The organism is Methanosarcina sp. A14 (assembly GCF_001729375.1).
GTDB classification, from domain to species: Archaea; Halobacteriota; Methanosarcinia; order Methanosarcinales; family Methanosarcinaceae; genus Methanosarcina; species Methanosarcina barkeri.
The window spans coordinates 1-12,377 of the sequence record NZ_LZPK01000073.1; the positions used below are offsets into that span (position 1 = coordinate 1).

Sequence of the window (12,377 nt, forward strand, 5' to 3'; positions counted from 1 at the left end):
AGGAGTTGTTATGATGTCGGCGTCGATAAGGGTTTTAGCTTCCACTTTCTGCCAGTTATTGTACTCCTTGGGAAAGTCGATCCCTACGATATGGCCCGACAGCCCTACAACTACAGTCTCCTGCTTCTCTTCATCGGACACAATCTCATACCGGTACACGTCTACTCCGCTGACTCTATCTTTCTTCGGGTTTTTTGGAGCCAGAATCGCAGCTATCCTCCTTGCTGCTATATTTTTTTCCGTTACAATAAGGTGCATCTAAAACTCCGGTATAATTTTTTAAATTCTCTGGAGGAATACTAACGTACCCCAAATCTCCTTCCAGTCTGAGACAAAGCCTGCCTCCTAATTCTTTGAAGTTTCCTTTTCCAATATATATTTTTGGATTGAATCATAAAATACGCTGTCATCCGTAACTAAAATTAGGCTCAGAGCTCTCCATCTGCCTTTCTAGAGTCTTCATCCACCCGTTAAACTCTTCTACTTATCTGTCCTTATTTATCTCTTCACAACTCTATGGGATACGGTTCTCTATGGGATATTTTCCCTGTTAATTCCTTTTAATATTTTAAGCCTTCTCAAATTTTTTCAGTTATTTTCAGTTGTTTTCATATGTTTTAAACCGTATTTTAGTGTTTTTAGTATTTTTAGCTATTTTTTGCTGTTTTTAACTATTTTTAGCTATTTTCTAGTACTTTTCCTTAGTACTTTTCCTTAGTACTTTTCCTTAGTACTTTTCCTTAGTACTTTCCCTAAAGGACTTTCCCTTATCTTCAGTCAGCCTGAAAGCAAGTTCTACAGCTTCTTCCGGACTTTTTGCTCTGTGAACGCCTTCAATTTTCCAGCCTGGTTCAACCACGACTACAGGTTTCCCCATTTTCAGACCCAAGGCTATCTCCGAAAGTGTTCCGTATTCCCCATTAACCGCAATCAATGCATCCGAAGACTGAGCTATAAGAGCATTTCTGGCATGTCCCATTCCACTAACAACCGCGATATCTATCCAGAGATTTGCTTCTTCCCTCAGAGCTCCAGGCAAAATTCCCAGGGTTATTCCTCCTTCCTGCTTTGCTCCGTATGCAGCGGCTTCCATAACTCCGCCCAGACCTCCGCAAAGCAGAACCGCTCCTCTTTTTGCGATCTCTCTTCCCACCCTTTCTGCAAGAACTCTGACCTCACTGCCGCAAGCTCCTGCACCTATAACTCCTATCTGTTTTCTGTTCTCTGCTTTCACCGGTACTTTCATTGCGCAAACATCCTTTTCTTCATTTCAGGTCTTTTACGAGTATTTTTCTTTAAATAAGCCCGAATTTGCTGGCATTCAAAAACAGTTAGAGACAATGGATAGTCAGAGATAATGGATGATGGATAATCAGAGATAATGAACAATAAATAGTTAGAAATAATGGACAACGAGTATTCAGAGATAATGGACGATGGATATCAGAAATAATGGACAATGGGTATTCAGAGATAGTGGATGATGGATAGTCAGAAATAATGGGCAATAGGTAGTTAGAAGTAATGACTCTGAATTTCCACGATCTCAGTACTGTTCTTTGCGGTTGCATACTCTTCAAGTGGTTCCTTATTGAGTTCGAGAAAACTGTGCCCCCAATTAAACTTGGAAAGGACTTTTTCAGCCTGTTCTTTATGCCCCAGAATATAGAGAGCTGCTGCAAAGGCTTCTGCTGAATTAAGTTTGAAAGGCCTTCCGAAATTTACAGGATTGCCTGCAAGCAGATATGGAAGAGCCCTGTGCTCAAGGTTCAGCTTCGCAAGTTCGGGAAAAACCCTTTCCACTTCTTCCCATGAACAATCGAGTACGATTATCCCTTTTCTGTAATCGTCGGCAGGAGATAGGGCTTTTTCTGCAGTAGGGTCAAGAAGGATCGCTGACCTTGGCAATCTTGATATCCTGTCATAAAGACGGGCAAGGTCAAAGCGAGCCAATTTCCTTCCAGTGCATTTTTTCGGGTCACACTGCCCGGCATGATAGATATAAAGGGAAATATCCCGTTGATTTGTCGGATTCATTACTGATCCTCTGGATGATGAGATCCTATTTAAATAGCTTCCTTATTTACCTGTTTTTTCTTTTATCTGCTCGCCTGTGTAATTGTTATTTAACATTTATTAATGACTGGAAAATTTTTTAAAAACAAATAATAAAATAGCTTATATATAATGGTTAATATACAATTAGTTATACCACTGCTTCGTCTCTGGTAAAGATTGAAGATGAGTTAATATTGAAAATATTGAAAAATGATGTTTTATAGTATCCTATCTTTGTGATGTTGAGTGATAAATAAACATTTTACTTTAGCCTACGTCATACCGGTAATTCGTGATGGAAAAAGTGCATTCATTAAAAGTGTATTTAGTAAAAGTGTATTTAGTAAAAGTGTATTTAGTAAAAGTGCATTCAGTAAAAGTGTATTTAGTAAAAGTGCATTCAGTAAAAGTGCATTCAGTAAAAGTGCATTCAGTAAATGTTCTTTACCAGCAATGTTAGTGGTATTTATGGGGGAGATTGCACTATTATGGCTGGCTCCATCGATGAATTGAACCTGGAGAAGGAAACTATTCTTCTTTGAGAGGGAGAAGGATATATTCTCTTTGACTCTGGCTATTTCTAAGTGTAGATAAATCATCCAGAAGCATGAAGTCCCATATCGGGAAAAAGATACTCCTTTAACGGTGTTCAGGTATATATTTCCGCCTCGGGGAGTACTGGTTGAAGAACTAAATATTTGGGGAGTGGGCTATATGGAACAACCAGCTGATGTTACGGAACAATCAATTGAATCTGAATATGAAATTGGATATGAAATACTGCAGGTACCCTGGTGGGTGGTTCTTCTGGAAGGGATCATTGCCATCCTTGTAGGATTATTCCTCTTATACAGACCTGCAGCAACCACTGTCTTTCTTGTACAGATTCTTGGTATTTTCTGGCTGGCAGAAGGGATTCTTTCTGTCATAGGAGCGCTGATATTTTCGGGTAATAGGGTATGGAAATTGCTTTCGGGTATCCTGAGCATTATTGCAGGAGTTGTTATACTGACGTACCCAATCTACAGTCCTTTCATAGTCCTTACATTATTCATTATTTTCATAGGGGTATGGGCTATTATCAACGGGGTCGTAAAAATTGTCCTGGCTCTTAAAGGAGGAGGATGGGGAATAGGAATCATTGGTGTCCTCACCATGATTCTCGGCCTGCTTCTTCTAACCAATTCTCTTGTAGGAGTCCTGTTCTTACCATGGATATTCGGTTTTTTCCTGATTCTCGGGGGAATCGGGTCACTTATCTGGGGATTAAAAATGAGAACCTGATGTAGGTTATTGCAGGACAGGGGGAGTTTGAGTATGGAAAAACCTATTGGTGTCACAATACTGACTTTTGTAGCTGTTGTTCTGGCGTTTTTAAACGCTATTGTAATGCTTCGGTTCCTCGGCTTTTTTCCCTTTTTAGGGGTAATTGAGGGCCGTGTTTTCAGTCTCTGGTATGCACTGCTGTATGGCCTGCTCGCCTACATATGGGTGTGGCTGGCTCAGATGCTCTGGCAGGTGGACAAGCAAGCCTGGATGTTTCTGGCTGTTATTACGATATTCAACTTGTGCATTGATTTTGTGTTACTAGTTACAGGAGGTTCATGGTATGATGTGAATTTATCAGTTCTCGCGAATACCCTAATTCTCATCTATATCATGCTGCCGGGTGTAAGAGAAGCATTCAGAATGGCTTAACGAGCGAAGATGCAGGTGGCATAAATTAAGAGTCTTCAGTAATGAAAAAATTTACGCCTTCCTGCTTATTCTTTAATTTCTCTGGGTCTACGGCTATAAACTCTACTGGCTGTAAACAGAATTATGTGAGCTTCTTCCTGCAGAGATTACGCCTTTATATTTTACTACAGGAGGTGTTGACATAGAAAGAAAGACTGTACTTGCTTCTCTCGTGCTTGCAATGTTTGTGCTTGTTATTGATACGACGATAATGAATGTTTCTATCTCTACACTCATCAAAGATTTTGACACTAACGTTGCCACCGTCCAGGCTGCCATTACACTCTATTCTCTTGTAATGGCATCACTTATGATCACCGGAGGAAAGCTTGGAGATATTATTGGTCGAAAAAGGGCATTCAGGACAGGACTGATCATCTATGGTAGTGGTTCGTTCCTGACTGCAATCAGCCCGACAATGGCTGTGCTGTTTATAGGCTGGTCAATCCTTGAAGGATTAGGAGCTACCCTTGTAATGCCTGCCATTCAGACGCTCGTGACCTCAAACTACAGCGGAAAGGACCGTGCACTTTCTTACGGCATTTTAGGAGGAATCGTTGCAAGCGCGATTGCACTCGGGCCCATTATAGGAGGCTGGCTGACAACTGAGTACACTTGGAGGCTTGCCTTTGGCGGGGAGGTAGTAATCGTGATTATTATCCTGTTGTTAAGCCGGTATATTCTGGATGCGCCCCTTGAGACTGAAGAGAAACCCAGGCTGGATATAGTCGGCTCGATAATCTCTGCGCTGGGAATGGGGCTTATTGTCTTTGGGATATTACTGGCAGGGACATATGGCTGGTGGGAAGCGCGTCATCCCTTCTCAATAGGAGGAATTGAAATTTCTCCATTCGGGCTTTCCCCGACCCCAGTGTTTATTTTAGCAGGAAGCATTATCCTGTTGGGTTTTGCCCTCTGGGAATTTCATGTCATTACTCTGGGGAAGATGCCGCTCGTAAGACTTGACGTGCTCAGGGATCGCAGGGTTACTTCAGGTATTTTTGTCCAGATGGTTCAGACCGTTCTTATAGGAGGTTTTCTGTTCAGTATGGCTCTTTTCCTCCAGATTGCCATGGGTCTCAATGCTATGCAGACAGGATTTCTCTACCTTCCACTTTCCATACCACTTTTAATTGCTTCGCTCACAGCATCTCGGTTATCTTCCCGCATAGCCCCAAAGCGCATTATTCAGGTAGGGCTACTTGTACTTATCGCAGGGCTGTTACTGGCTATTGCAACCATTAATGTGGAGGTCAGAGGGTTTGCCCTGCTGACCGGTTTTGCCTTAATAGGTATAGGCGCAGGAGTTATAGCATCGCAGATAATGAACCTCATCCTCTCCCAGGTAGGTCCTGAAAGGACAAGCGAGACAGCTGCTCTTATGAGCACTTCCCAGAATTTGGGCATGGCTATTGGAACTGCCCTTATGGGCTCCATAGTTATTGTGGGCCTAGTCGGAGGAGCCACTAACCTTATCAATGACAGTACTGCTATTCCAGAGGAGCTCAAGCCTTCTGTGATATCGGCAGTAGAGGATAACGCCCGCTTTTTGAGCGATGAAGAACTGACAGCTATCCTGAAAGATGCTCCTCCTGACCTTTCACAGAAGGTCTTGAAAGTAAACGAAATTGCCCGCATTCACGGGATAAAAACTTCCCTCTGGGGACTGGTGGTTTTTGCGATACTTGGCATAATTGTCTCAATCTTTCTCCCGCCTGAGATCCTGGTTCCTTCGCAAACTGAGATATAAAAATAGTCGATAGTTCGAAAGAATATGTGAGAATTTTGGGTTGGGCGAGTCACTTTTGAAATATATTGCAGGATGAACATGTTTTTTCTGTTTTATCCATTAAGTAGCGGGCATGAGTTATTGAAAAAAATATGCATAAGACTCTCTTTACATTTTTCTTAAATAAGATGGGCTTATTTGGTTTTTAGGAATTGATCAATAACTTAAGCATACAACCCTATTTTATTGAGAGTAAAAACATGTATATCCATTTTCATGGAGTTCTATTTGAAAAACAGAACTTGAAAAACAGAACTTGAAAAACAGAACTTTTCTACTAAGCAAAATCCTAAAACTAATTTATTAAGGAATTTAAATTTAAGGATGATAAAATATATATTTATCCTTTATAAAGTAAAAGTGATGAGATCTAACCTGATCACAATTCTTTTGTCTTCCGAAAAAAGGACCGACCTGCTTCTCCTCCTCAAAGAAAAGCCTCGAACCATTGAAGAGATCAATAATGAGCTTAATACGAACTCAGTCGCAATTCTGCCCCAGCTTAAAAAACTGAAGGAAAAAGGGCTCGTGATTCAGGAAGAAAAGATATATGAACTTTCCCTTATTGGGAAAATCATTGTTAGAAAAATGGAATCTCTTGTAAAAGCCTTCAGACAGCTTGAAAACAATTACAAGTAAGTGGGCTTTTGAGATATCTTCAAAAATCTGCAAAACCTTCTTCCTGAACTTGCTAATCCAGCAGCCTATTTAAAAAAACCTTTTTCCGAACTTACTACCGGCAGCTAATCGAGATTAAGGTAAAGACCCAGACGACATTTGCCTATCACCCTTAATCTCTGCTGCCAGCTAATGAAGAAATGCTGTCCTTATCCCTGATTTTCAAGCTTTTTATGAATTTGTCTCTGAAATTCAAACTTTTTAATAATTTGTCTCTGAAATTCAAACTTTTTAATAATTTGTCTCTGAAATCCAAACCTTTTAACAATTTTTTTTCTGTATTATAAGCATTTCAAAAACTTATCCTTGCTTTTCAAGCTGCTTTTGAGCTTTTTCCCTTACCTCGGCAAAAATATCCTTTCCTTTTACATCAATCCCTACAATAAGCGGCCCGAATTTTTCCACTCTGAGCACCCAGACAGCTTCAGGCATCCCAAGGTCAAGCCAGTAGACGGCTTTTACTTCTTTGATTAACTCTGCGGCAAGGGCTGCACATCCGCCTGTATAAGCCAGATAGACGGAGCCATTCTTCAAAGCATCAGCTACGCCTTTCATCCCGCCTTTTCCTATGATTGCCCGAACGTTATGGGCTTTCAGGAGAGGGGGAGTCATTTTTGACATCCTGCCGCTGGTTGTAGGACCGGCAGACACTACTTTCCAGCCGTTTTCGGTTTGCTGCATCAGGGGGCCGCAGTGGTAGATTACAGCACCTTCCAGGGAAAAAGGAAGAGCTTCTTTGTTATCTCCCATTTCAAGAATTCTGGCATGAGCTTCGTCCCTGGCTGTCAGGATTTCCCCTGAGATATAGACAATATCTCCGGCATTGAGTTTCTCGATATCTTCTTTCTTCAGCGGAGTTTTCAGGTTATATTCCATTACTCATCCCCCCAAACACAACCGAAGCATGTCGATTCGCCCAGCACTGGATATTTACTGCAACCGGAAGGGAAGCAGTGTGGCAGTGAGCTTTTTTTACACGCACTGCAAGGGCAGTTGTGCTGCCTCCAAGCCCCATACATCCTATTCCAAGGGCGTTTACAGCTTCAAAGATTTCTCGTTCCAGTCCCTCTATCGGGGCGTCAAGAGGCTCAAGAAGGGATTCTTTTGCAAGCCTGGCTGCCGCATCAAAAGAACCCCCAATACCGATTCCTATGGTCAGGGGAGGGCAGGGCATTCCTCCGGCGTTTACTATGGTTTCTAACACGAAGTTTTTGATACTTCCGGTTTCTGTAGGATTAAACATACGCAGCGAACTCATATTTTCCGAACCTGCGCCTTTAGGTGCAGCTGTGATCTTTAACTGGTTTCCGGGTACAATTTTCCAGTGAATATCCGGAATTCCAACTCCTGTATTGTTTCCGCTGTTCTTTCGGGTCAGGGGATCGACTGCGTTCGGCCGGAGAGGAATTTCGGCTGTTGCAAGTATCACTGCTTCTCTGATTGCAGCCTCAAGGTCAAAACCTGGCTGAAACTCGCTCCCGATTTCCGCAAAAAAAATCATTATGCCTGTGTCCTGGCACATGGGAACCCTGTGTTTTTTTGCAATTTCAAGGTTCTTCAGGATTGCCCGAAGCTGAAATTTTGCAACCTGATTTTCTTCTGCGGCCTCAGCTTTCCTGATTGCGTTTACTACATCATCAGGAAGCTCGGTTTCCGTTTTTCTTAAAAGGTCTGCAATAGACCGAATAAAACTTTCACGGCTAATTTTTGTAGACAAAAGATCACCATTGTATAGGAGAAATGAACTCTTTAGAACAAAAGGCAGGCATGAATATATATCCTGCACCGGATACACAGTGAGCGCTTTATGAGATAAATTCCGGAACGCTTTTTTGTTTTTAACGTTTAAATATCGAGCGGCCCACATTCTGGAATTGTGCAGTCGGCTGGGATGAAGGAGTTAGATTAAAGGGCTCTGTAGAAATCCTCTGCAATAAAGGATTTTCATTAATTTGAACTCAATAGCTATAGGTTTAGGAGAAGTTTAGATATTGCAAAATGTGGTCTGTTTCGTCAGTGACCTGCCACAACAATTGAAGAAAAAGAAGGAAAGAGAGCAGGATTTGAAGCATCACTTTCGAATCCCAAAAATACGTGGGTCTAATATTGCGCTTCTTATTCCCTCATTTGAAATGTTTAGTCATCAAGTTTTGCGTTCTTTTAGTTTACTGTTCTACGTTGCTGCCCTGATCCCTTTCAGAGGTCCTATTGCGAGCGGAACGAAGATGACGAGCACTACGATCCCTATGATTTTTCTCCGGTTCGATTTCCATCGCTTTCTCAAATGCTTGCCGAGCTTCGTTGTACTTCTTAAGGATTCCTAGAATAATTCCTTTATTATGCCATGCCTGTGCATTCGAGGGTTCGAGTTCTGTCACTTTTTCAAATATTTGCAGGGCCTCGTCATATTTTTTAAAATTCCTTAGATTCACTCCTTTCTCAATCAAAGTTCCAATGTCATCTGACTTACTCTTAGATAATTCTAGATCATTGTCTTTAATCAATGTATCAGGATTCTCTTGTTCCATTTTGATCTTCTTAACGAAGACCTTCACATCATATTGCGTTTTACCGTTTTTAGGGATGTAATCCCGTCCAACATAGCAATTACCAGTAACGCCTATTACCCTATTTGGAATCTCAATCCAAACATCGGCATCAAGGCAATGAAATTGGTTAGGAGGTTCGTACATATTTTTATATCTCCATATTACTATATGTTTTAAATGTATTTAAATGATTATATCGTTATATATAAAATATTAAAACAAAAAACAATCATGAAAAGTAGACATTCAGATTAACAGACGAAAAAATACAGAGCCGGTTAAAGCCATTTTTACATTCAGATATGAAGCAAGTAAAACAGGCAGTTGTATTATGACCTTAGATAATTTCGAAGTATGCAATAAGTTGCGGATACAAAGACGTTTTCATTTTAATTCCACTCAAGGTCTCAAACTGTTGTTTCACAGCCTCATCTCCTATGACTGATTTTACACCATTTGGCGCATCCATAACAAGAAATTCGTCGCTTTTAAGCCATCCTTTGGCTCGCACAATATCTCGCGGTATAATAAGCCAACCGCTTTCACTGATAGCTTTTTGTTGTAGTTTTGCCATAATTCCGAAGGGATTCTTTCGAGTATATATTTCACTGGCTAGTTGGCTGGGTAGCCTATCAGTACTACTCAAATCTCTAAAAGATTACAGATTTACCTATTTTTCAAAACAAGTATATTTGCGAGCACATTACGCATGTACATATAGGTGATCCCAAAAGATATTAAAACGTATCAGCTATTACCATGAAGAATAAACCAACGATAAAAACAGCTATTGAAGATACAAAAAAAGAGTAATAGGCTACAGTACTTTCTCCCATCAAACCTACTATAAAGTGGATCATATTTGAAAATGCTGCAATGAGAGAAAGTGCAAAAGGCAACATCAATTTTTTTCTTTTTTCTTCTGGGACAGAGAGGCAGAAAAGTGCAACGGCAACGGAAAAGAATATAGTAATGATGCTTATGGTAGTGGAATCAAAGGTGACAAAGTTGGAAAGGAATGGCTGACCATAAAAGAGGTTAACAGCGTTTGGGCTAAATGGAACCATAAACGTAAGATCCCTTACAAACGTATTAAGAATAATTCCAACAAGAAATGGAACTCCCCAATACCACCTAGGTGATATTCTTCTCATATTTTTAATAAAAACTAAAATTCCAATTGCAGGAAGAACCAGTGAAAAGAGATATAGCGTCAGGAGATTAATAAGCTCTCTATAAGGCATATTCGGTGTAATATACTTACAAATAACGAATTCGATCCACATAGCTAAAAAAGTGAGTGATATTAGGAACAATGATACTCTTGTCTGACGTATTGATTCTTGCTTCATAGCATAGCTCCAAAGTACAACGTCCGCATAATTTGTATTAACCGATGCTTGACTGTCAAAATAACTAATGATATAGTAGACAATATCTTAAGCTCTGTGTCGTTATCTTAACTATGTCGCAAAATTCTCAAAAGTTTGACGATTGGATGGTCAATTTGTATCTGATTAGGGACCTTCAAAATTATTCGAAATAACCAGTTGTATAAACGCTTTATTCTTGGAAAAAATGATTAATTTTAATTTTCCCATCAAAAATACACTTTAATCTGATCTAAAAACCAATTTTATCCAGTTAATAAGCGTTAAATTTATTGAGGAAGTCCTTTAATCCTCCTCTGGTGTTTGCTTATGAAACCTCTGTTTATCCCAATAAACGAAGATTACAAGTGAAAATTGCTTTCAGAGATATTAAACGTTTTTGATTTACGATCTATTATATCTATCTTTATTAATTATAAAAAATGATTAAAACGCTTGGCTGATATTTAAGAAAAAAGCACCATAAAGCCGTTTTTACATCCATGTATAAAGCAAGTAAAACAGGCAATAACATCTCGTTGACTGATCGCTAAAAATAACACACTTCAAGTTAACTGCTCAACAATATCTTCTCTGTCTTTCATTAATAAATAACCTTTAATTTTGTTAGCTAATCTTTTTGGAAGCTCAGACAATTTGCTAATATTCTCTCCTTTTATCCTTTGCAAATCTTCTTTAAGTTCAGCATAAGAAATTTCTTGTAAAGGAATCGTTGTTATTAGCGCTGCACCTGTTCCCAAAATCTCAATCCCTGAAGAAATTTCAATTTCTTGTGTTATGCCAGGGCTTAAGCTAATCCTTATCTCATTAATTTCTTGAGAAAGACCATCTACTTTTGTTCCTAATTCTTGACCTACTTTGTTGATATTTTCTACTACAACATCTTCAGGAACTACTGTGATAGTAGGAATTTGCTCAATCACGAAAAGTAGGGCTTCATATTGTTTTATCAGATTTCTTTCGTATCTCATTGCTTCAATCTTATTCAAAACATACTCATTTTCGGAAACGTATCCAATTTTCTTTTTTAAAACATATGCAATATCCTCTACCTTTTGTGTCATTTCTTCTGGACTACCCATTTCCCATTTTTGAACTTCCCTACAAACAGAGTATGCAATTTTTTCTGTGACGGTTCCTTGAGATTGCTTGTATGTATTTTTTGCTTTCTCTTGAATCTCTTCTAGGATTCTTTTTATATTTCTATCCAGAATAGGTAGTCCTTTTCTCATAACTTCTGTCGCTAACGGTGCTGTTTCTTCAGTATCTTTCATTAGTTCTACTGCACGATCACAGTATTTTCTATAGAAATTAAGCTCGCCTTTCATCGCCTGTATGTCTAGAGTTTCCAAATTCTGGACTTCTTTTAATGCTTCTGCGAGGTTTTCAACAGCTTCAAAAAGCTGTTTCTTGCTTTCTGAGTCTTCAATTGCAGCTTCAGCTTCTTCCAGATATTTGTTCACTTCTTCTCTAGCTTCCTGTTTTTTGAAAATAATTGTATGGAATGAGCGATAAAAAGGGAGACAAAACTGAGCTGGATTAAAGCCAAATGCTTCCTTTGCTGCGATTTCGAAAAATTCTATTGCCTTTTCTAATTCTTTTTTGTAATCTTCATATGTTTCTGCCAGGGAAGCCATGAATATCGAAACTCTTCCAAGAGAATGATTTGAGAAGGATCTCACCAGCGAATCTTCATCATTGGCCAGTCTATGTAAATCATTCCATGCCTGTTGTTTGTCTGGCACATGAGAAAATGCAGAACCAAGAGCCCAGGATGCATGAGACTTTACATTGCTGTTTTTATCATTGGTGAGTCTATGTAAATTATTCCATGCTTGTTGCTTATCTGGCACTTGAGAAAATGCAGAACCAAGAGCTGAGGTAGCACCAGACCTCACATAACTGTCTTCATCATTGGTGAGTCTATGTAAATCATTCCATGCCTGTTGTTTATCTACCACTTGAGAAAACACAAAACCAAGAACAGAGGAAGCATCAGATCTCACATAACTGTCTTCATCATTGGTGAGTCTATGTAAATCATTCCATGCCTGTTGTTTATCTGGCACTTGAGAAAACGCAGAACCAAGAGCTGAGACAGCACCAGACCTCACATAACTGTTTTCATTATTAGTCAGTCTATGTAAGTCATTCCATGCCTGTTGCTTATCTGGC

Annotated in this window: 12 protein-coding genes and 2 pseudogenes; 4 read left to right on the top strand and 10 right to left on the bottom strand. The window is 39.6% G+C overall.

The genetic code is table 11. The features are described from left to right. The 4 genes and pseudogenes from A9239_RS04510 to A9239_RS20840 all read right to left on the bottom strand — a co-directional run. Window positions 1-258: pseudogene (locus A9239_RS04510) on the bottom strand (DNA topoisomerase I); the annotation flags it as partial. Window positions 259-727: 469 nt separating this feature from the next. Beyond that, window positions 728-1,246, bottom strand: coding sequence for a TIGR00725 family protein (locus tag A9239_RS04515; protein WP_048117879.1), 519 nt, complete (start codon window positions 1,244-1,246; stop codon window positions 728-730). Between the two features lie 269 nt (window positions 1,247-1,515). Next, entirely contained in the window at window positions 1,516-2,037 is a 522-nt protein-coding gene (locus A9239_RS04520) for a DUF367 family protein (RefSeq protein ID WP_048155372.1), read from the bottom strand. A 288-nt stretch (window positions 2,038-2,325) separates the two neighbouring features. Then, window positions 2,326-2,487 (bottom strand): annotated as a pseudogene (locus A9239_RS20840) (pentapeptide repeat-containing protein); the annotation flags it as partial. A 285-nt stretch (window positions 2,488-2,772) separates the two neighbouring features. Here A9239_RS20840 and A9239_RS04530 point away from each other — a divergent pair. The 4 genes from A9239_RS04530 (at window position 2,773) to A9239_RS04545 (ending at window position 6,223) form a co-directional block, all read left to right on the top strand. Beyond that, window positions 2,773-3,342 carry an HdeD family acid-resistance protein gene (locus A9239_RS04530; RefSeq protein ID WP_048117870.1) on the top strand — a complete coding sequence of 190 codons (570 nt, stop codon included), beginning with the start codon at window positions 2,773-2,775 and terminating at the stop codon, window positions 3,340-3,342. Between the two features lie 9 nt (window positions 3,343-3,351). Then, on the top strand, window positions 3,352-3,756 hold the full coding sequence (locus A9239_RS04535) for a hypothetical protein (RefSeq protein ID WP_230629186.1): 405 nt from the start codon (window positions 3,352-3,354) through the stop codon (window positions 3,754-3,756). A 220-nt stretch (window positions 3,757-3,976) separates the two neighbouring features. Beyond that, complete coding sequence (locus A9239_RS04540; protein WP_048155379.1) at window positions 3,977-5,545, top strand: MFS transporter; 1,569 nt, start codon at window positions 3,977-3,979, stop codon at window positions 5,543-5,545. A gap of 402 nt (window positions 5,546-5,947) precedes the next feature. Further along, on the top strand, window positions 5,948-6,223 hold the full coding sequence (locus A9239_RS04545; RefSeq protein ID WP_230629185.1) for an ArsR family transcriptional regulator: 276 nt from the start codon (window positions 5,948-5,950) through the stop codon (window positions 6,221-6,223). Window positions 6,224-6,562: 339 nt separating this feature from the next. On the opposite strand, the gene A9239_RS04550 is transcribed toward A9239_RS04545, so the two are convergent. The 6 genes from A9239_RS04550 to A9239_RS04575 form a co-directional block, all read right to left on the bottom strand. Then, window positions 6,563-7,138 carry a FumA C-terminus/TtdB family hydratase beta subunit gene (locus A9239_RS04550; RefSeq protein ID WP_048117861.1) on the bottom strand — a complete coding sequence of 192 codons (576 nt, stop codon included), beginning with the start codon at window positions 7,136-7,138 and terminating at the stop codon, window positions 6,563-6,565. Then, window positions 7,128-7,979 (bottom strand): fumarate hydratase, encoded by an 852-nt coding sequence (locus A9239_RS04555; RefSeq protein WP_048117859.1) that lies wholly within the window; start codon window positions 7,977-7,979, stop codon window positions 7,128-7,130. Before A9239_RS04555 ends, A9239_RS04550 begins: the two co-directional genes overlap by 11 nt. Before the next feature lie 448 nt (window positions 7,980-8,427). After that, window positions 8,428-8,955, bottom strand: a complete 528-nt coding sequence (locus tag A9239_RS04560) for a tetratricopeptide repeat protein (protein WP_052712754.1) — start codon at window positions 8,953-8,955, stop codon at window positions 8,428-8,430. Window positions 8,956-9,148: 193 nt separating this feature from the next. After that, a complete protein-coding gene (locus A9239_RS04565; protein WP_054864419.1) occupies window positions 9,149-9,457 on the bottom strand; it encodes a hypothetical protein in 309 nt (102 codons plus the stop codon). Window positions 9,458-9,548: 91 nt separating this feature from the next. Next, a complete protein-coding gene (locus A9239_RS04570; protein WP_048155381.1) occupies window positions 9,549-10,163 on the bottom strand; it encodes a hypothetical protein in 615 nt (204 codons plus the stop codon). Between the two features lie 584 nt (window positions 10,164-10,747). Continuing rightward, on the bottom strand, window positions 10,748-12,377 hold a 1,630-nt coding region (locus A9239_RS04575; protein WP_141706365.1), incomplete at its 5' end, for a HEAT repeat domain-containing protein.

What these genes read in the sequence shown, in the direction of transcription:
- A9239_RS04515 (WP_048117879.1), bottom strand. Translation starts at nt 1,246, where the DNA reads ATGAAAGTACCGGTGAAAGCAGAGAACAGAAAACAGATAGGAGTTATA.
- A9239_RS04520 (WP_048155372.1), bottom strand. Translation starts at nt 2,037, where the DNA reads ATGAATCCGACAAATCAACGGGATATTTCCCTTTATATCTATCATGCC.
- A9239_RS04530 (WP_048117870.1), top strand. Translation starts at nt 2,773, where the DNA reads ATGGAACAACCAGCTGATGTTACGGAACAATCAATTGAATCTGAATAT.
- A9239_RS04540 (WP_048155379.1), top strand. Translation starts at nt 3,977, where the DNA reads ATGTTTGTGCTTGTTATTGATACGACGATAATGAATGTTTCTATCTCT.
- A9239_RS04545 (WP_230629185.1), top strand. Translation starts at nt 5,948, where the DNA reads ATGAGATCTAACCTGATCACAATTCTTTTGTCTTCCGAAAAAAGGACC.
- A9239_RS04550 (WP_048117861.1), bottom strand. Translation starts at nt 7,138, where the DNA reads ATGGAATATAACCTGAAAACTCCGCTGAAGAAAGAAGATATCGAGAAA.
- A9239_RS04560 (WP_052712754.1), bottom strand. Translation starts at nt 8,955, where the DNA reads ATGTACGAACCTCCTAACCAATTTCATTGCCTTGATGCCGATGTTTGG.
- A9239_RS04570 (WP_048155381.1), bottom strand. Translation starts at nt 10,163, where the DNA reads ATGAAGCAAGAATCAATACGTCAGACAAGAGTATCATTGTTCCTAATA.